Raw genomic sequence first — 19870 nt, 5'->3', positions numbered from 1 at the left:
AACGGTGAAGGTTTGCGTCGCAACGCCTGCCGCAAACGCGAGACTACCACTTTGTGCTTGGCCCGCGACTAAATCCGCTGCGTCGAGGCCGGTCAGCGCCCAGTCGACATTCGTTGAACTCACACTGTTAGTGCGGGTGACGGTATAAGTCAGCAACTGACTGCTGCCACTGCTACCTTCTTCAATAGTGATTAAATTCACAGCTAAGGAAGCTGTGCCATCGTCATCAATAAGTCTTATCGATGCCTGTGGCTGACTCAGGCGAACAGTCGAATCGGAGCTTTCCAGCGTAACAACATAGTCGGCGTCTAATTCAATTAACTTATCGGCATTAACAACAACCTCAACTACCGCTTTCGTCTGTCCAATAGCGAACTCAACCGTGCCAGTATCGGACACCGCATCAAGCGCTTCGGCCAACCGCCATGTCAGCTGAGTATTTGTGACGGGATTCGTTCTATCAACTTCAAAGACTAAAGTAACAACGCCGGCCGTGCCTTCCTCATATGTCGCAACAGGTGCCGAAATCGAGTATTCGCTCGATAAATTGGTTACCGGAGCATCGCCCTCATCTACGCTCGGAGTATTATAAACAAAGCTTTCTGCGGTTAAGTTAGTACTCTCTGTTTCCCGCTGCCCCGTATTCCCTAACGGTAGATCATTGGCATTCTCGGTCAGAAAAGAGACTTCCGTCGGTGGTTTAGGGGCTGGTTTAGCTGTTAATTGTTCTTCCGTCAGGCCCGTTAATTCAGGCGAGCCCAAATCAACAGGCGGCTCAAAGAACACATCATCTGGAGTCTCCTCAGGAGCGTTAGCAGGATCAGCAGCAGGGATAGGACCAAAACGACTCTCTGGCGCTGTATCATCCGCATTGTCATCACTTTTGGCATCCTCAATGAGTGTCGAGCCCGTTGACTCGGACACATCACTATCGAGAAAATTTTCGCTTAAATACAACTGAAACTCTTCGAATAATCCGACATCCTCCGGATTCTCAATCACCTGCTCTAGTAACTTCAGCGTCGCGAGGATATCGACCTCATTGACACCACTATCTCGCAACATATCGGCAACTTGCTGAGCAACTTGTTGAAACAACGACGCTTGCTGTTCATCGGCAACATTTTGTTGTTTAACATTCTGCACAATATCAACAACAGCATCTAGATTAATGGCATTCATGACAGATCATTCCTAAGGTAGCAGTAGTATCTTTTTTCTTAGATCGACGTGGTAACGGGTCTACGAGGCATTTTTAGTAATGACAACACTCGGGTTATCAAACAATTCGAGATCAAGACGACCCGAAGCGCGTAATAACCTGAAAGCTGACAGCGTCTCATCCAATTCAGCCTCAGCCGCAGCGCTCTCAGCATTAATCAATGCCGTTGCGGCATTGAGAATATCCAATAAAGAACGGCGGCCATAACCACGCTCTTTAAGAGCCAGTTTCAGGAACAACTTTGAAATTTCAACCTGATTAAGCAAATAACGGGTTCGATCTTGTGACATCCCCCAACTATTCCAAGCATTACGAGCCTCTTCCAAAGACTGTACTAGCACATAGTTGGCTTTTTCTGATTCACTTAGCGCCTGTGCATTCGCTGCGGTCACCAGATGACTCGCTTTCAAACCGGAATCAAAACTCCAGCGAAAGTTTAAGGTGGCCAACGAGTCCTCTCGAGATCCTTCAGTGCCATCACGGTCTTCATAGCGAGCATGACTCAGGGCAAGATCAACTCGTGGCATATATTCAGATTTACTAGTGGCCTGCAAACTAGCTCGAGCAACTTGATGCCTTGCCAGTGCAGCCAGGACATCAGGACTTGCCTCTGTCACCAACTGTTCAACTTCTGCCAACGAAGTCGGTAATAGATCTGACGGGATATTCAGCGTCTCTAGTTTCACTCCCGCAGGCTGTAAATAACCATATACCGCCTTGTATCTGTTCTCAGCAATATTCAAATCGCTATTTGCGACAACCCTACGAGCCTCAGCGGAAGCCAGTTGAGCTTTAGCCTGCAAAACATCGGTGGCATAACCTTTACCGGCATCGACACGCGCATTTTCTTGTTGCGTGAGAACTCTTACATTCTCTTCAGACTTTTCCGCAAATTCTTTGAGGCGGTGGGCTTTAACTAATTCAAGATGCGCTTCAACCGCCGCAAAAATCAGATTCTTGCGCTGCAACGCATTCTCAAGCGACTCTTTGTCTGTCACTTGCCGGGCCACATCAACTTTGGCAGAGGTGGCACCAAAATCATAAATTAACTGATTGACGCTTACGCTAACTTCTTTAGGATCGTAGACATCGCTCGCGCCTACATCCCGATCAATATCTTGATACCCCGTTGACGCATTCACATCTATTTTCGGGAAGTAAGCGGAACGCTCAACACTCACCTGAGCTTCTGCAGCCTCGAGATCGGCATCCACCATTTTGGCTAAATGGTGTTCACTTAAAACGACATTAACTCGAGACTTAAAGCTATCATCTGGCCTTTCAGCCTGCACACAAGATCCATATATCAGAGCTAAACCTGCAACCAGCGTTTTAGCCTGCACCGCGAAAGACACCATTCTCATGAATAAACTCCAGACAGCTTAATCTTTATTTATAGTTAAGGCATAAATAACTTTCGTCCCGAAACACAAACGAAATTATCATTTGAAATCAATAACTATGCACTAAAGTAATAAGCATATCCACAGAGACTACACATAAAAACAACACTCAGATCAATCTTATGAAGAAAAGCAGGTTTCAATACCACACCAATCTCGATGATTACCTATCAGTATAGCTAATACACAATCAGCACTATCGCTATATAAAGTCATGCTTAAGCAAAGTAGCCGGCACTGCTGATGATGATGGCCAAGTGATTTAAGAGAACTTATTGATGCATTATTTTTGCTCATCAAAGCAGTACAGCTAAATGAAAAACCTTAGCGCCCGTTCAGAGCCGGTCGGCTAAGTGCTGAGCACAACGCCCCCTGACAAAAGCTAAAATAGATACATCGGCCGATGGAGCTGATCTATGACAAAACTAAACATAGGCCAAATATAGAGAGAACAATCGTCTCGACTCATATCAACGTGACGTATCTGTTCTTCTCAAATAAGCCGCCTCAAATAAGCCTCTTCGGGAAAGCAATCAACAAGGACTAACATTCAACGTTGAACAACGATCATCGAATTGAAAGCGGGACGCTAAGCATCGCTATTTAGCTTGATACAGGCTTTCTAAATGGGGGATATTACGCTCCCAACGGGGTATAGGCTCGCCGATATAATGCCGCACGGCTTCTAAAAACAGTCGCGTCCGCACCGGTAAATCTCGATGCGGATACATCGCATACACCGATTTATATTCAGGCAACTGTACATGAGGGAGTAATGGCACCAACTGACCAATATCGACATCATCGGCAAACAGAAAAGTCGGTGCGGTGAAGAAGGCCGTATGCGAAAGCACTTTTTCCATCAAAATTTCAGCATCGTTCGCGCGAAAAACAGGCGTAATAACCTGATCTTGTGGCTCGCCATTCTCATCAATATAACGGATAGACTCATAACGAAAATACGCGCTGCTATAAGCTGCCGCTGGCAGGTCAGCCAAATCAGCCATGCTTTTGGGTTCACCAAAGGTCTCGACAAATTGCGGCGTCGCCAGTATCAACATTCGATTACGGCCAATTTTACGCGCCACAAGGGAAGAATCGCGCGGCTCACCGACACGAAATGCCAAATCAAACCCTTCGGCAATCATATCCACTAAGCGATCATCGAGCCGCAATTCAACACTCACCTGAGGAAAACGCTTTTGAAAATCGTTGATGACCGGCAGTAAGTAATGCTTACCGATATAACCGGCGGCCGTAATACGCAGTAAGCCGCGCGGCTCCTGATGATAGTTTTCCGCCATCTGCACGGTGTCATGCAACAGCAACCGTAATTCAGCCGCTTTTTTAACCATTTCAGCCCCGGCCGCCGTCAACGAAAACGAGCGCGTTGTGCGATTTAACAAGCGCACACCTAAATCATCTTCTAGCTTACTGATCTGCTTTGAAACCACCGAACGGTCAGCATTTCTTAACTCTGCGGCCTTAGCAAACGAGCCCTGCTCAACCACTTCCAGCAACATGATTAATCGACTCGTTGTATCCATAAGAGACCCATGATCGTTAGTCCACACCTGCTATCGCACTATTGGTGCAATTTTGGCATTAATATTATTAAAAAAATACTATTTTTCTCTTCAATGACAGTGAGTACGATCTACCTAATTCATTTTTATCGGAATAAGTCATGAAAAAGATTAGCTACACTCTCGGTGCTGTTGCCTTGACCCTACTATTGAGTGGCTGTGAGCAACCTAGCGCACAACAGGGTCAACAACCGCCACCGCTGACGATTGATGTCACCAAGGTTAACCTGCAGCAAGTGCAGACTTGGCACACCTTTACCACTCGACTCGAAGCGCCTCATCGCGTGGTGCTGAAGCCTCGCATCTCGGGTCAGATTGATAACGTCATGTTTAAAGAGGGTGAACGTGTTGAAAAAGGCCAAGTGCTATTTAGTATCGACTCGCGCCCCTTTAAGGCCCAAGTTGATAACCTTGCAGCCCAGCTGAACAGTGCTGAAGCCGCCCTCACACAAGCCAAAGGCGAAGCGCAGCGTGCTCAACGCCTGATCGCCAAAAACGCGATGTCTGCAGAGCAAGCCGATCAGCGCAATGCCGCTTTACAGCAAGCCATCGCTGGACGTAATGCCATTGCCGCGCAGTTAGCCGCCGCCAAACTTAACTTAGAGTTTAGCCAGGTAGAATCACCGATTTCCGGTATCATCTCTCGCGCCATTGCCACTCAGGGTAACTTTGTCACCGCCGGACAAACAACGCTGACAACACTGGTCTCCAATGACAAAGTGTATGCCTACTTCGATATCGATGAGCGTACCTGGAATGCGAACTTCGCGGATATCGAAGCCAAAAACAGCACCCCTATCACCCTAGAGCGCCTTAACAATAACCAACCGGTTTCAGGCTATATTGATTTCATTGATAACGAAATCAATCCGACAACAGGTACTTTGCGGGTTCGTGGTGTGTTTGATGCACAGCGGTATCAGCTAAAACCCGGTGCCTTTGCCCGTATCTCTCTAGCCGCCAATGATGCGCAGGCGATGGTGATTGTGCCCGAGCGTGCTATCGGCACCGACCTGAAAAACCGCTTTGTCTTGACGGTCGATGAGAACAATACTTTGCAATATCGTCTGGTCACATTAGGCGAACGCTATGGTGCCTACCGCGCTATCACGTCTGGGCTAGAACAAAACGATCGTATTGCCGCGAATGGCCCAGCCCGCGTTGGTCCAGGCATGCCCATTACACCGAATCTGGTAAGTTTTGACTTTGATAGCACTCAGTTTGTGCTCAATCAAGGTCAACAAAGCGATACCCTATTGAGCGTTGCACCGTAAGAGATCCCTATGAACTTTTCTCATTTTTTCATTAGCCGCCCTATCTTTGCCGCGATGTTATCGCTGGCATTTGTGATCACTGGCGCCATCTCTCTGTTCCAGCTACCGGTCAGTGAATATCCGGAAGTCGTGCCACCGACCGTCGTCGTCAGCGCCACTTACCCAGGCGCTAACCCAAAAGTCATCGCCGAAACCGTTGCCAGCCCGCTCGAGCAAGAGATGAACGGTTTGGAAAACATGCTGTATCACTCATCACAAGCCACCAGCGATGGTCGGCTAACGCTCACCGTTACCTTTGCCTTGGGCACCGATTTAGATCAAGCCCAAGTTCAGGTGCAAAACCGCGTCAGCAATGCCCTACCGCGCTTACCCGAAGAGGTGCAGCGTCTCGGCGTCACGGCAGAAAAGTCATCACCTAACTTAGCACTCGTGGTGCACTTGTTCTCACCCGATGACAGCCAAGATACCTCTTACATGGCTAACTACGCCGATTTATATGTCCAAGATGAGCTCAAGCGCCTACCGGGTGTGGGTGATATCCGTCTATTTGGTGGCTCGAAATATTCCATGCGTGTTTGGCTTAACCCGGATGCCCTCGCGGAACGCAATCTCACCGCCAGCGATGTTGTTGCCGCCTTAAGCGAGCAAAACCAACAAGTTGCAGCTGGTTCACTGGGTGCTCAACCATCGTCATTAGACAACCAATTTCAGATACTCTTGAATGTTAAGGGCCGCCTATCCAGCATCGAAGAGTTTGAAAACATCGTGTTACGAGTCGGTGACGATCGACAAATTACCCGCCTCAACGATGTTGCTCGTATTGAGCTTGGCCAAGAAAGTTATGCGCTGCGGGCGATGCTCGATAACAAGGCAGCACTCGCCATACCCGTTTTTCAACGCCCCGGCTCTAACGCCATTGAACTTTCCAATAGCGTGCGTGACACCATGCAACGCCTAGCGGAAAAATTCCCTGAAGGCATGGAATATGAGATCGCTTATGATCCCACTGTCTTCGTACGAGGCTCAATCGACGCTGTCATCAAAACCCTCACCGAAGCCATTTTATTAGTCGTCGTCGTCGTCGTGCTGTTCTTGCAAACATGGCGCGCCTCGATCATTCCGTTGATCGCCGTTCCCGTATCATTGATTGGCACCTTTACCGTGATGCAACTGCTTGGCGTATCGATTAACACCCTATCACTGTTCGGATTAATCTTGGCCATTGGTATCGTGGTGGATGATGCCATCGTGGTGGTCGAGAATGTCGAACGTAATATCAGCGAAGGCCATAGCCCCTTCGAAGCCACCAAAATAGCCATGAGCGAAGTCACCGGCCCGATTATTGCGATCGCCTTTGTGTTGTGTGCTGTCTTTATTCCAACGGCATTCATCACCGGTCTTTCAGGTCAGTTCTACAAACAATTTGCCTTAACCATTACCATTTCAACGCTGATTTCAGCCTTTAACTCGCTGACGCTATCTCCGGCGTTATCGGCTATTCTGCTGAAGCCACACGATGCACCGGACGATCGTCTCACCCGCATCCTGAATACCCTGTTCGGTAGCTGGTTATTTAAGCCGTTTAACCGCCTGTTCGATAGCAGCGCGAAAAGTTATGAAGCCCTGGTGAAAAAGCTGATCCGTTTGAGCATTGTCGTTGGCGTGGTTTATCTAGGCTTAGTGGGATCAACCGTTGGCCTATTCAATGCAGTGCCTGGCGGCTTCATTCCACAGCAAGATAAGCAATACCTTGTTGCCGTAGTACAACTGCCCGATGCTGCTAGCCTCGACAGAACTCAAGCCGTGGTTGAGCAGATGCAAGCCATCGCCCTTGAAGTACCCGGTGTCGCCCATACCGTGGCGTTCCCAGGCTTATCTGTTAACGGCTTCGCTAATAGCACCAACAGTGCGGTGATGTTTACCCCCCTCGATGATTTCTCTCAACGCAGCGATCCGTCTATGTCGGCCAACGCTATTGCGATGCAGATGAATCAGCGTTTTAGCGTCATTGATGAAGCCTTTGTCGCGGTCTTTCCACCCCCGCCTATTTTAGGTCTGGGCACCACCGGTGGATTTAAACTGCAGCTTGAAGATCGAGGCAACAAAGGCTTTGAATCACTCTTTAATGCCTTGCAAGGGACGATTGGCGCGGCGCAGAAAAATCCAGCACTCAGCGGCTTATTCTCTAGCTACCGTATCCAAGTGCCACAAATGGATATCAACATTGACCGTGAACAAGCGTTGATTCAAGGCATTGCGTTAGAAGATGTGTTCACCACGTTACAGGTCTATCTCGGCTCGGCCTATATTAACGATATCAATCTGTTTGGACGCACCTATCAGGTGAATGCTCAAGCCGATGCTCAATACCGTAGTAAGCGTGAACAAATACTAAACCTTAAGTTGCGTAATGCGGCTGGTGAAATGGTCCCCTTAGGCTCTGTCGTCACCGTTGAATCAACCACCGGCCCTGATCGTGTTCAGCACTATAACGGTTATGTCACCGCCGAACTCAACGGTAGCCCAGCGCCGGGCTACAGTTCAGATCAAGCGAAAAGCGCTATCGAACAAGTGTTAGCCGACACGCTGCCGGAAGGTATCACCTATGAATGGACCGAAGTGACTTATCAGCAAATTCTCGCCGGTAATACCATGGTGTATGTATTCCCGCTGGTTGTATTGCTCGTGTTCATGGTGTTAGCGGCCCAGTATGAGAGCCTACGCTTACCCGTGGCAATTATCCTGATCGTACCGATGACTATTTTCTCCGCCTTAGCCGGGGTGTATATGCTCGGAGGAGATAACAATATATTCACTCAAGTCGCCCTGATTGTCTTAGTCGCGCTCGCCTCGAAGAACGCTATTTTGATGGTCGAATTTGCCCGCGATAAACATCTCAAAGGAGCGACCCATATGGAGGCGATCATCGAGGCCTGTCGCTTACGTCTGCGCCCCATTTTGATGACCTCTATCGCCTTTACGGCCGGCGTTATTCCCCTCGTCATGGCCACTGGCGCGGGTGCCGAAATGCGTCAAGCCATGGGTAACGCGGTATTCTTTGGCATGATCGGTGTAACCGTGTTTGGCTTACTATTTACCCCGGTGTTCTATCGCATGGTGACGCCAAAGGAGCAACAACATGAAAACAGTTAAACTAGCGTTATCATCATTAACGCTGGCGGTTCTAGCAGGGTGCGCAAGCGCTCCGCTAGAGCAAGAAAAAGCGTTAGCAACACAACAGTTCATGAGCCAAATTCAGCAATATGCAGCCGTCCAATCGATTCAGCAACAGAGTGAGCTCGGGTGGTGGCAACAGCTTGGCGATGAACAGCTTAATGATCTGGTACAGCAAACCTTAATTCGCAACCAGAATTTGAAAGCCTCTGCAGCACGCCTGCGGGCATCACTGTCACAGTTAACGGAGCAACAACGCGATCGATGGCTACAAGGCAGCCTAGATATTAGCGGTGTGCGCGGTAATACCATCAGCACCTCAAATCCAAACGCTGAAACCAATTCATATACCACCAGCAACGCCAATTTAAGCTGGCAATTTGATTTCTCGGGTCGCCTTAAAGCGCTAAGTGCAGCTGCCGAAGCCGCCGCAAACGATAGTCAGGGGCAATATCAAACCCTCGTCGGAGAACTGGTCAGTAGCACCGTGCGCAGTTATCTGCAGTGGCAAAATCAAAGCTTGCGGCTTGATTTAACGCAGCGGCAGCTTAAAGCGCTAGAAGATTCGATGGCGATTTTACAGGTGCAATTAGAAGAAGGCATTGCTACTGAACTGGAGCTCAACCGTACGCAGTCGCAATACTTTGAACTCAAACAACAGTTACCACAGATTGCGATCGCGCGCGCCCAGGTAGAACAAACCCTTGCCGTATTACTGAATCAACAAGCCAGCGAGTTAGCCTTGATCCCCATCAATGCAGATCAATACGATCAACAAGCGATCAATGTTCGCGTACAATCACCCGCAGACGCCTTGATGCGTCGCGGCGATGTACAGTCGGCTTTAGCCAGACTCACTCAGCAAAGCCAACTCGCTAAAGGTGCAGAGCGTTCACTCTACCCAGATATCAGCTTATCGGCTTTTGCTGGGGTATTGAGCGCACCGGGATTAAATTTCGATAACACTCAGTCAAACTGGCAAGCTGCACCAACGCTAAGCTGGTCACTGTTTAGCTATCCGCAACTCTTGGCTCAACTCGACGCCCAAACGGCACTCAGTGAAGCCAGTTACCATGCGTATAAGCAAACATTGACACAAGTCCTGTCAACAACAGAGCTATCCTTACGCTCCCTTGTTCAGACTCAACAACAGTTAAGCTACGCCGAGCGCCGCGTTAATGCTGCGCAGCAGGCTTATCAGCAAGCCAACACGGAATACCAAGAGGGACAACTGGCCTATCTCGATCTACTGGACGCAAGGCAAGATGTCCTTATCGCAGAGCAAGACCAAATGACCATTCGTGATCAATGGCTTAACGCTGGCGTCAGTGTCTACAGTGAATTGAATGGACAGTGGTCATCTGCCTTATTGTCGAGCCATTAAAGCTCGTCGATAGAGGCTTGAAACGTAGGTAGAGAATCAAAATGTCAACAGCTATGAACGCCCTAGAACTTCGCCAATCCGGCGTAGACTTTGATCTACAAATGACCCAGCAGCCGATACCGACGCTCGGTGAACATGAGCTATTAATCGCCATCGAATATGTAGCGATTAATCATCTGGATGCGCGTCTTGCCCAAGATGGCTTTAGCCCTTGGGAATACCCGCATATATTAGGCTCGGATGCCGTGGGTACCGTGATCGACGCTCCCAAAGGCGTCTTTCCAACCAAGGGCACGCGCGTCCTGTTCAACGCTAATCTAGTTGAACAGGGGATGCTCAAAGAGTATGCAGTTATGCCCAACTTTGCCGTGTCTGAAGTGCCCGACAGTATCGCCAGCGACATCGCTGCCTCCTTACCGAATGCCGGTATGACCGCACTATTAGCTCTGAAAAAACTGCAACTACAAGAAGGTCAATCTTTCGCCATAAACAACGCCGCCGGCGCCGTCGCTCACTTTGCCGTGCAATACGCTAAACGCCAAGGCGCTCAGGTGTTTGCCTTCGCCGAAAAATCGCATCATAAGCGTCTGACTAAATTAGGGGCTGATTTTGCCTTCGATTGCACGGACAATAATATCTGCGCTCAGATTAAGCGTGAACTAGGGCCTGGCGGGTTTGATTGCATTTTAAATACACAGGGTGGAACAACCGTTATCGATGATCTCACTCGCTTACGCTTTTGCGGCCACCTTGCCTGCCTGAACGGCTTTCACGATATCGGCGAAGCGCTACTGTTTGAAAAAGCACCCACTATCGGGGTGGTCTCACTCGGCGGCGCATGGCTAGCCAATAGCCTATGTGCACAACAACACTTGAGCTTTATGGGTTCGCAACTATTACAGGATGTCGCCAATGGCAGCATTACCCCACCCGCTGTTAAACACATTCCTTTTACAGCAGACGCCATACGCGATGTGTTAATCCAAATGGCTGACTCTACCTGTACACAACGGCCGGTAGTAAAAATTCAAGCATGATGAGAATTCACATGGACTCTCGCATAGCATAGGCTCTGAAATATGGCATATTACAGGACATGAAGACATCCCTCTATGAGTCAGCCCTATCAGAGATAGCGATGTCGATTTGATGCTTCATAATGTTCAAGCCAGTCGAATAACAGCTGACAATCTTCAGTTATTGGTTTGGCTTCGTTTAATACCAACCAATAGCGACGACCCGATAAAACACTGAAGTCGGAAACCCGACACAACTGCCCATCTTTCAGCTTACTATCGATCAGATGACGGGTACCCAATGTGACCCCCTGACCTCGTTTAGCCGCATCAATCAACATAATATAGTTATTGAAGCGGCTGCTAATGCTTAGCCCTTGGGTATCAACCGACAGCGCCTCAAACCAAACCTTCCAATTAATCCAGTTTGGCTCGATACGATCAAAATCCAATAGCCGGCGATTAAGAAACTCAGCAGGGTTATCGCCGACAACAGGAAATGCTTTTAAGTATTCCGGGCTAGCCACCGGAAACAATTCTTCTGCAAACAAGGTCTTCATTTTCCAACCGGCACGTGCTCCTGGCTCATAGGCGATAGCGATATTAACCTCGTCACTAAACAGATCCTGAGTGTTATCAGATGTGATCACCCGAATATTTAATGCACGATTATCATAGGCTCGATGAAAACCATTAATGGCATGGCTTAACCAATAATGGGATACCGCGGTATTGGCAGAAACGGTAATAGAGGTTGTGGTTACCAAGGCCCGCTGTTCATCTACTGCATCGGCTAAGTAATAAAATGAAGCACTAACTTTTTCATGCAACTGCTCCCCCCGCGAAGACAAAATGACACGACGGCCATGGCGTTCAAACAGGGGAAAGCCAAGATACTCTTCTAAATACTTAACCTGCTTACTAATAGCGGCTTGGGATACATGCAATTCCTCTGCAGCTCGGGTGAAGTTAAGCGTTCGCCCTGCGGCTTCAAATACCATCAAACTTTTAAGTGCAGGTAACCTGTGTCTTAAACTCTTCATAACCCCTTCATAACCCCTTCATACTTCCTACATAACCCAAAGTTATCAATATCCATGAAATTTTAACGGCTGTACGGTTAAAAAAGCGCAACTTATACTGGAATTAAGCGAGTTTAGCAGGGATTTAAGGCTTTTCCGATCAAAAAGTCCCCTCATTATTACTTATACATAAGCATGAGTAATAAGCAAAAACCCTAGCTGCTTCAATAAACCAGTAATATAAGGTAAAAATATGACCACTCTGGATTGGCATGCCGATAGAGCCGATTTATCAGGCTTAACACTTCTAGACCAAGCGCCGGAAAGTCTAGGCATCGATCTAAAAGCCGTTCGACAATACCGCCTAGGGCGAGTGCGCGCAGAGATGGATAAAAACAATATTCATGCATTGATCATTTCTGATCCGGTCAATATTCGCTACACTTGTGGCGCACGTAATATGCAGATATTTTGTGCACGCAACACCCCTTCGCGCTACTTACTTGTTACCCCACAGAAAACGATTCTATTTGAATTTACCGGCTGTGAGCACCTTGGCCAAGGTTTCGAAACTATCGATGAAGTCAGGCCATCAACTACCGCTAGCTTTGTTGCCGCAGGGTTAGACATTAAGCTACGAGAACACCGGTGGGCTCAGGAAATGAGCGCACTCATTACAGAATTGGTCGGCCCCGATGCACGGGTAGGGATAGAACGGATGAATGCAGGCACAGCAATCGCTTTATCTAAACAAGGACTGGATATAGTGGACGCTCAACAGCCTCTTGAGCTTGCCCGCAGCATCAAATCTGACGCAGAGCTAAAATGCATCATTGCTTCCCTGCGAATGACCGAGCGTGCCGTTGGAAGACTGCGAGATGCTATCCAGCCAGGCATAACAGAGAATGAACTCTGGGCGGTATTGCATCAAGCAGTCATCGCGGGTAATGGTGATTATTGCGAAACTCGCTTATTAAGCTCAGGCAGCCGCACCAACCCTTGGTTCCAAGAAACCGCCACTAAACGGATTGGTGAAAACGAACTGATCGCCCTTGATACCGACGTTGTAGGCTGTCATGGCTATTACGCCGATTTCTCACGTACGTTTCACTCAGGCCCAAACAAACCGTCAGAGCAGCAGCGCACGCTATATAAAGTCGCTTATGAACAAGTACAGAACAACCTCGATATTATTCGACCCGGCATGACCTTTAAGGAATATTCAGACAAAGCTTGGAATATACCCGAAAAATATTACGCCAACCGTTATTACCTCTCATCCCACGGAGTCGGCATGACAGGAGAATATCCCTATCTCTATCATCATGCCGACTATGCGGAGGCCGGCTATGACGGTGTCATTCTTCCCGGCATGACGCTCTGCGTTGAAAGCTATATCGGTGAACAAGGCGGGGCCGAAGGGGTCAAGCTGGAAGAACAAATACTGGTGACGGAAACCGGTATTGAGATCCTCTCCCAATTTCCTTTTGAAGAAACACTTCTGAACTAAACCGAAGCTGCCCTGTTTATCAGGGCAGCTTTTTCTCTTCATTTAAAAACATCGTTAACACTGAAACAGGAGGTGTGGAACTTACTTTATTGCCGTTACACAGGCCAACACTCAACGACCCGATAAAAGTGGAAATCTAAAAATAAAGATGAGGTAAACAATGCACAATAGTAAAAGATTAACGATCGGGCTTTCAAGCTCAGGCTTCTACTCAGGACTCAACCCCGTGGTAACCATTATCAGCAAAATCATTATCGCGCTTCTGGTTCTCTATACGGTTAGCTTTCCTGACAAAGCTGTGGCAATTCTGGGTGAAATAAATAGTAACTTATTATCGACCTTTAACTCCTACTACATCTACGTAGTAGCGCTGTTTCTCGGTTTCTGCATTCTTGTTTGCTTTGGCCGCTTTGGTCGGATCAAGCTAGGCACAGACAATGAGAAGCCAGAGTTTTCATTCTTTTCATGGTTTTCCATGATGTTCAGTGCCGGTATGGGCATAGGATTAATGTTCTACTCCATCGGCGAGCCGCTCTACCATTTTCAAAATAACCCCGCGCTGATGCAGAGCGGAGCCGAAGGCGCCAATACCGCCGCAGTGCCCAGCGCCATGCGCTATACCCTTCTGCATTGGGGATTACACGCGTGGGCTGTCTATGCCACAGCGGGCCTAGCCATGGCATATTTTTCTTACCGTAAAGGGCTACCACTGACCATTCGCTCGACCTTGCAGCCACTCTTTGGCAATAAACTAAATGGGCCTATGGGACACCTAGTGGATATTATCGCCGTAGTGGCAACCACCCTCGGGGTCGCAACAACAATGGGCGCCGGCGTCACTCAGTTAGTCGCAGGCATGGAGTTTATCACGGCGACCGGCAGCTTGATTGATAGCAATGGCACACCCACGGCCACAGCACTAATCGTTACCCTACTGGTAGTGATGGGGCTGTCGATTATATCGGCCTTAACCGGCGTTGCCCGTGGCGTGAAATGGCTCAGCCAGATTAACATCATTCTCTCGATTGCATTATTAGGCTTCTTTATTCTGTTTGGTTCGACGCTTTATGGCTTAGAACTGTTTGGTAGCAGCCTTGTTGATTATGGCCTAAACCTCATTCCACTAACGTTTTCTGTTTGGAACAGCGATACAGAAATTGGGGGTTGGCAGACCGGCTGGACCATTCTTTACTGGGCTTGGTGGATCGCATTTGCACCGTTTGTTGGGCTCTTTCTCGCACGCATATCGCGTGGTCGTACTATCCGGGAGTTCGTTCTTGGCTGTGTATTGGTCCCTACACTGGCCTGCTTTGTTTGGATGGCATTCCTTGGCGGAACAGGACTCGATCTTGAGCTAAGCGGTGCAGCAAAGGGCGCTATTACTTCAGCGGTCAATGAAAACATCGCGTCGGTTTTGTTTGTCACGATCGATCTGATTAACTCAGGCTTTTTTGGCAGCGTTATTAAAGGTGCCAGCATTATTCTAATTATAACCTATTTGGTTACATCGGCAGATTCCGGCGTCCTAGTATTGAATACCATTATGGCCGGCGGCAATAACAACCCTCAACCGATGCACCGTATCATCTGGGGCAGCATCCTCACGCTCGTGGTAGGGTCATTACTGTTAGCAGGCGGTATGGCAGCCATTCAGAAAGCAATGATTATCGGCGCCTTGCCATTCTCGATGGTGATGGTGTTGATGTGTCTCTCTATGGCTAAATCGTTACTCAAACCTGACACAACACCACAGCCGATGCCAGCCCCCCTAACTTAACCTCACCAATCAACAGGGTGCTGTTTCATAGCACCCCAATCCCTCTTACCTATCAAAACTGGGACTAACAGTACTACGATTTAAGTTCGAGAGAATAAACGTCGTCTTTCGACACGTAGCTGACCATCAGGCAGTCTGAGGGTTGATCTGGGTCGTCTATCGACCCAAAGCGGACATTAACGCTAAGTTTTACGGCAACCGAAGGTTGTCCGAAACAACGCCTTGTTAAATTACTGTTTTCTACCTAAGGCTTTTCTAAGTTTAAAAATCCCTTCAGCTATAGGCGGAATTTCAATTTTAATACCAGTAACCTTAAATTCAAATTTACCACCTGAAACGATTAATGCTGCAGTAAGTGCAATCCCAATTCCACACAGCACAGTTTCAAATGGATTCCGGCGATAGATATCAACAAGCATTAAATCTTCTTCTGGACTGAGCGTTCTGTTAGCAACAGATTTCAATTCGTCATAGCTCATATACTTAGCTCGCTCAATAATAGACTCAGCCAACTCTTCCTTAGTCATTTCTCGAACGGCGATCTCATCACTTTCATCGTCCTCAATCGAAAAATGATATTCATCTAAAGCCAACACATAGCAGGCTCTTAACCAATAGAAATATTTTCCGAATTCCGCAATACCTACTGGCTTTCCATCTGATTGAATAGTGAATGCGATTTCTTCCATAGTGCCTCTAGAAATTTAACGCCGCAATAAGCGGACTAAAAAAGCGGGTTATAATGTGTAGCGAAGCGAAACGTAACCCACTGTTTTAGTTCCGATTAATTGCCTTGTTATATGTGTTATCACCAGAGAGCTTTGATTGATATAATAATAGATAAAAATACCATAACCCATAATACAACGGGTCCTGAAGCGCCTTTAAACCGAAAACCTAACCCTTCAAATTCAATAGGACCAGAAACTTGCTCTAATACACTAACTATTACAAAAGCAGAAATCATTGCACCTGGAATTCCTACTACAGCAGATAAATGGAGATAAAATTCATCGATAAATTTTTGGTCATAATTAAGGCTCCAAAACAGCCAAAATAAGTAGATACCACCTATTAAAATAACTGTAAAGATTGACATCCACTTTGCTGAATTCTTCATAACACGGACATTTAGTCCTGATTTCTGTTCTAGAGCATGATCATCCATGATTATTCACCTACATATAACGCCGCTCAGCACGCGCGGTTTTGGAATGGAGGCGAAGCCGCAATGTAAAAACCGTCGCCGTGACTGCCATGGTTAGTTGCTTCACTCACGGTTGAACCTCTGAAACCCGGGCAACGCCCCAAGATGCGAAACCAGTTGATTGACTCCAACCTGATAAATATCTCTAGCCGTAGCTTCCTGCGGCGGCTTCATAAAAAGGCTCTGCACATGCCATTCAAGATTTCCGCAGAGCTGTTGAACTCTATTGTCGAAGAATGACGCAGATACTTTATGAGCAAACTCATTTCTGGTTTTGCCAACTGTTTTAATGTCCTTGTAAACCGGTTCAGGAATCACCCCAAGCAGATAGAGCAGCCTTGCCCTTGGAACCAACCCAGAAAGAGACCCCGTAGAGTCACTCAAGAGGGCCTTGGCCTCTTTAGGGTCATCGATGAAAGTAGCCTCGATAATTTCCTTGATCAAGCTTTCGATGTAAGCACAGCCAACAATAACGATTTCACGATCATTGTCATGCTCGTAATCGAACGAACGAGAAAACTCTATAAGCCGATCAAACTCTGATTCCATGGGCTCTCCGTGAGCAACTAACGCCCTGTTAAGGTGTGAGCAACGCAATACCGAAGTTCCCGCATACCACCTTAAACACTAAACACAACGCATAGTAAAAATGCCACGCGTTGCGAATCACTCTTAAACAGTTTGTTAGCCGTAATGTGCTTCTCTGTGACAATTTGGGCAAAGAGCTATAGCATTATCAACAGTATCATCGCCCCCCTTAGCTAAGGGTACTTTGTGATGCACTTCTAAATAATGCGTGTCGTCCTTTTTTCTTCGGAACGGTGCGATATTTCCACACTCCTCACAGTACTTACCAGCCCGAGACAAAACTTCAGCAACTACGTCGGGATTTCTATCATAAACAACTGTTGTTACATATCTCTTTTTCGGCTTTGATTTTGCCGTACTAAGGCGTTTTTTACGCTCTTCAGAACTAGATTTCAGAGATTTTTCTACGTTTTTTACAAAAGACGATACTACCTCTTCATATAGTTCCCTACCCGAACCAAGCTCTAATAATAGTATTTCAGAAACCTCTGATTGCAACGGTTCACGAAAAGTTATTCCCTGTGAGCAAAAGTGTTTTTTAAAATTGCTCCAGCCTATATTTCCACCGATTTTTTGCGGAAGGATTTCACTCAAAATATCTTCGTCAAGAATTGGAAAATCGATTAATTTAGAAATATTTTCCAACTCAAAACGATATGGAAACTCGTTTTCTAAGTCATCATAATGCGAGATGACTTTAAAAATACCACATAAGCGGAAATGATCATGCCCAATTGGCTTTTGAATAACAAAGAACTCTGAACCTACGGAGACCTTGTTTCGCTTAGTTTCACTTGTTAGTCCATATCCCGAGGTTGAATCAAAATCACCAGAGTTCTTAGGACCATGATAAGCATAGTAATATTTCATTATCTCTCCATTATTCCGATTACGGCTAACGCCCGCATTTGCGGTTGGTTTGAAGCGCAGCGAAAAACCAGTCCGACAACATGCGATTGTTATATCATTTCTTTCGCTCACCAAACATTTTAATCCACAATGCAAAACCTCGTTGCTGCAACCTGTACTCACCGATTTTCGAAGGGTTTCTAAGTATAATCTTACGATTAGTTAAAGCTTGTAATGCGTCTGTGAGGGTTTGATCTTTCCCTGTGAACTTATCCCTAATTTCACTCTTTTTAATCCACGAGTTAAGACTTTCTGCCATTATTGATAGAACTTCTCGATATTCATCAGATTTAATCTGTTCGTGATACTGAGCGGCATAGTAACGAGATCCAATAGCATCAATTGCCCCCCCGGGATTGAATGCTCCACTTAAAACATCATCAGAAGAAATTTCTCCATCCGTATTTGCTTCAAAAGCAGAATATGCAAACTGCTGAATAAAGTGTGGGTACCCTTCAGATAACGTTGAGATATGATTTTTTGCATCGACAGATACTGTTGTCTGTTCTTCATTCAACCTATTACCTTCTTCGATACCCCTATCCACAACATAGTGACGATCTTCAGGCCTTAGCTCTTTCACTTTTATTTGCGTGAATATACGCAAAGAAGATTCGTGAGATTTAGACAACTTTTCAATGACTTCATTTAGACCAGCAACAACAAACATTACTTTGCTACAACCATTTTGCTGTAACAACTCTGTAGTGGCTTTTAAGAGATAGCCTATTTGCAAATCTTCACATGCATTATCAGCTTCATCTATAAAGATAACGATCCCATCTTTAGCTTTATCCCCCTTGTCTGAGTCACAAATTCTGTTACATGTTTCAGCTAAAGAGTAGGAAAAATCATCAATAACTAAGTCGGGGTCACTCGTTTGGACAGGTTTTTCAATCCCTGAGTCCATAACTTTTATTCGCTGAACAAAATCCCAAGTGCTTCCCATTATCTTGCGAAATGTTTCTTCTTTATCTAGTTCTCTTTTTAGGTTTCGTTGTATCAGCTTTATAAAGGTGACTAAACTTGTACCATTAGAAATAATTGAATTTAAAGTAATGAAGTTGAACTTTTCATAATCTGGTGACTTAATTTCCCCATTTGCCAATGGTTTAAACAGGGTTAGCAAAGATGATTTTCCAATGCCTCTTTCTCCCGTTATCAGTAGATTGCTTGGGTTACTACTTTTAGTTTGGAATAAGGCTGTTTCAAAAGTGTCAACTTCGCCAAGGCGACCTGCAAACATAGCAGTTGGCACTGGGCTATGTGGTTTGAATGGATTGATTTTTTTCAATTGGATTCCTTATCTAAATTATCCGCGTGGTGATATAACGCCTCAAACACCGGATTGGTGAAGTTGGCGGCTTTTTTGGAACAAAAAAGATGACAGCTTTACCAATTCCGAGTTCTTTGACTTGTTAAGCGCATGCTTGCTATTCATACCAAGACCTTGTGTCTACCTGCAAGCCATTTGGGTCAACACTAATTTTGTCAGGATTCTCTATACATGCATCTACGGAGATATTAAAAGGGAAGTTGTTTGAAATTTCACAGAAATCATCTCCTTTCCCATATTCCTGAGTTATGTAGATAGTCCCTTCAACTCCAATGGTGATACCATTTTTCTCAAGATACTCAATCTCCATTTTTTCAGGAGATATTTCCTCTACGATTACTCGATGAGCTAGTATCATCAATTCATCTGGCGATGAGTTGATGACGGCTTCAAAAACACGATCTTGTATATCGTACTCTAGCTTTTCTACGACATTTTGCTCCAATGTATCAAGCTCCTCTA

16 protein-coding genes are annotated in these 19870 nt (G+C 46.4%); 6 read left to right on the top strand and 10 right to left on the bottom strand.

Going from position 1 to position 19870, the window contains the following annotated elements; genetic code table 11:
• From Q4488_RS18120 to Q4488_RS18110, 3 genes are all read right to left on the bottom strand, one after another.
• Positions 1 to 1182: hypothetical protein (locus Q4488_RS18120; protein ID WP_303581895.1), on the bottom strand; the 1182-nt coding region annotated here is incomplete at its 3' end.
• 60 nt (positions 1183 to 1242) lie between these two features.
• Positions 1243 to 2586 carry a TolC family protein gene (locus tag Q4488_RS18115; RefSeq protein WP_303581893.1) on the bottom strand — a complete coding sequence of 448 codons (1344 nt, stop codon included), beginning with the start codon at positions 2584 to 2586 and terminating at the stop codon, positions 1243 to 1245.
• Positions 2587 to 3224: 638 nt separating this feature from the next.
• On the bottom strand, positions 3225 to 4172 hold the full coding sequence (locus Q4488_RS18110; RefSeq protein ID WP_303581891.1) for a LysR family transcriptional regulator: 948 nt from the start codon (positions 4170 to 4172) through the stop codon (positions 3225 to 3227).
• 140 nt (positions 4173 to 4312) lie between these two features.
• Between Q4488_RS18110 and Q4488_RS18105 the strand changes: the two genes are divergently transcribed.
• Genes Q4488_RS18105 through Q4488_RS18090 form a run of 4 tightly spaced genes read left to right on the top strand, consistent with a single transcriptional unit; the run spans position 4313 to position 11080 of the window.
• Positions 4313 to 5485: an efflux RND transporter periplasmic adaptor subunit gene (locus tag Q4488_RS18105; RefSeq protein WP_303581889.1), complete on the top strand. Its 1173-nt coding sequence runs from the start codon at positions 4313 to 4315 to the stop codon at positions 5483 to 5485.
• A 9-nt stretch (positions 5486 to 5494) separates the two neighbouring features.
• On the top strand, positions 5495 to 8638 hold the full coding sequence (locus Q4488_RS18100; protein WP_303581887.1) for an efflux RND transporter permease subunit: 3144 nt from the start codon (positions 5495 to 5497) through the stop codon (positions 8636 to 8638).
• A complete protein-coding gene (locus Q4488_RS18095) occupies positions 8625 to 10043 on the top strand; it encodes a TolC family protein (protein WP_303581886.1) in 1419 nt (472 codons plus the stop codon). The genes Q4488_RS18100 and Q4488_RS18095 overlap by 14 nt, the downstream gene beginning before the upstream one ends.
• A gap of 41 nt (positions 10044 to 10084) precedes the next feature.
• Positions 10085 to 11080 carry a zinc-binding dehydrogenase gene (locus Q4488_RS18090; protein ID WP_303581885.1) on the top strand — a complete coding sequence of 332 codons (996 nt, stop codon included), beginning with the start codon at positions 10085 to 10087 and terminating at the stop codon, positions 11078 to 11080.
• Positions 11081 to 11169: 89 nt separating this feature from the next.
• Here the strand turns inward: Q4488_RS18090 and Q4488_RS18085 are convergent, their stop codons facing one another.
• Entirely contained in the window at positions 11170 to 12102 is a 933-nt protein-coding gene (locus Q4488_RS18085; RefSeq protein ID WP_303581884.1) for a LysR substrate-binding domain-containing protein, read from the bottom strand.
• A 232-nt stretch (positions 12103 to 12334) separates the two neighbouring features.
• On the opposite strand from Q4488_RS18085, the gene Q4488_RS18080 reads away from it, so the two are divergent.
• Together Q4488_RS18080 and Q4488_RS18075 are read left to right on the top strand one after the other, a co-directional pair.
• Positions 12335 to 13591 (top strand): Xaa-Pro peptidase family protein, encoded by a 1257-nt coding sequence (locus Q4488_RS18080; RefSeq protein ID WP_303581883.1) that lies wholly within the window; start codon positions 12335 to 12337, stop codon positions 13589 to 13591.
• A 160-nt stretch (positions 13592 to 13751) separates the two neighbouring features.
• A complete protein-coding gene (locus tag Q4488_RS18075; RefSeq protein ID WP_303581882.1) occupies positions 13752 to 15368 on the top strand; it encodes a BCCT family transporter in 1617 nt (538 codons plus the stop codon).
• Between the two features lie 230 nt (positions 15369 to 15598).
• Here Q4488_RS18075 and Q4488_RS18070 read toward each other — a convergent pair whose 3' ends face one another.
• From Q4488_RS18070 to Q4488_RS18040, 6 genes are all read right to left on the bottom strand, one after another.
• Positions 15599 to 16057: a hypothetical protein gene (locus tag Q4488_RS18070; protein WP_303581881.1), complete on the bottom strand. Its 459-nt coding sequence runs from the start codon at positions 16055 to 16057 to the stop codon at positions 15599 to 15601.
• A 119-nt stretch (positions 16058 to 16176) separates the two neighbouring features.
• A complete protein-coding gene (locus tag Q4488_RS18065) occupies positions 16177 to 16536 on the bottom strand; it encodes a hypothetical protein (protein ID WP_303581880.1) in 360 nt (119 codons plus the stop codon).
• Between the two features lie 102 nt (positions 16537 to 16638).
• The gene (locus Q4488_RS18060) at positions 16639 to 17124 is read right to left on the bottom strand and encodes an MltR family transcriptional regulator (protein WP_303581879.1); all 486 of its coding nucleotides are present in this window, start codon (positions 17122 to 17124) and stop codon (positions 16639 to 16641) included.
• 135 nt (positions 17125 to 17259) lie between these two features.
• Entirely contained in the window at positions 17260 to 18033 is a 774-nt protein-coding gene (locus Q4488_RS18050; protein WP_303581878.1) for an HNH endonuclease, read from the bottom strand.
• Between the two features lie 94 nt (positions 18034 to 18127).
• The gene (locus Q4488_RS18045; protein WP_303581877.1) at positions 18128 to 19366 is read right to left on the bottom strand and encodes an AAA family ATPase; all 1239 of its coding nucleotides are present in this window, start codon (positions 19364 to 19366) and stop codon (positions 18128 to 18130) included.
• Positions 19367 to 19505: 139 nt separating this feature from the next.
• Positions 19506 to 19870, bottom strand: a 365-nt coding sequence (locus tag Q4488_RS18040; RefSeq protein WP_303581876.1) for a hypothetical protein, incomplete at its 5' end; no start/stop codon positions are given.

Source organism: Amphritea sp. 1_MG-2023 (assembly GCF_030547545.1).
GTDB lineage: Bacteria > Pseudomonadota > Gammaproteobacteria > Pseudomonadales > Balneatricaceae > Amphritea.
This window is presented reverse-complemented; position numbering and strand designations above follow the sequence as displayed.

Bases quoted from the DNA above. Each gene is read 5' to 3' on its own strand.
- Q4488_RS18115 (WP_303581893.1), bottom strand. From the start codon at position 2,586: ATGAGAATGGTGTCTTTCGCGGTGCAGGCTAAAACGCTGGTTGCAGGT.
- Q4488_RS18110 (WP_303581891.1), bottom strand. From the start codon at position 4,172: ATGGATACAACGAGTCGATTAATCATGTTGCTGGAAGTGGTTGAGCAG.
- Q4488_RS18105 (WP_303581889.1), top strand. From the start codon at position 4,313: ATGAAAAAGATTAGCTACACTCTCGGTGCTGTTGCCTTGACCCTACTA.
- Q4488_RS18100 (WP_303581887.1), top strand. From the start codon at position 5,495: ATGAACTTTTCTCATTTTTTCATTAGCCGCCCTATCTTTGCCGCGATG.
- Q4488_RS18095 (WP_303581886.1), top strand. From the start codon at position 8,625: ATGAAAACAGTTAAACTAGCGTTATCATCATTAACGCTGGCGGTTCTA.
- Q4488_RS18090 (WP_303581885.1), top strand. From the start codon at position 10,085: ATGTCAACAGCTATGAACGCCCTAGAACTTCGCCAATCCGGCGTAGAC.
- Q4488_RS18085 (WP_303581884.1), bottom strand. From the start codon at position 12,102: ATGAAGAGTTTAAGACACAGGTTACCTGCACTTAAAAGTTTGATGGTA.
- Q4488_RS18080 (WP_303581883.1), top strand. From the start codon at position 12,335: ATGACCACTCTGGATTGGCATGCCGATAGAGCCGATTTATCAGGCTTA.
- Q4488_RS18075 (WP_303581882.1), top strand. From the start codon at position 13,752: ATGCACAATAGTAAAAGATTAACGATCGGGCTTTCAAGCTCAGGCTTC.
- Q4488_RS18070 (WP_303581881.1), bottom strand. From the start codon at position 16,057: ATGGAAGAAATCGCATTCACTATTCAATCAGATGGAAAGCCAGTAGGT.
- Q4488_RS18065 (WP_303581880.1), bottom strand. From the start codon at position 16,536: ATGGATGATCATGCTCTAGAACAGAAATCAGGACTAAATGTCCGTGTT.
- Q4488_RS18060 (WP_303581879.1), bottom strand. From the start codon at position 17,124: ATGGAATCAGAGTTTGATCGGCTTATAGAGTTTTCTCGTTCGTTCGAT.
- Q4488_RS18050 (WP_303581878.1), bottom strand. From the start codon at position 18,033: ATGAAATATTACTATGCTTATCATGGTCCTAAGAACTCTGGTGATTTT.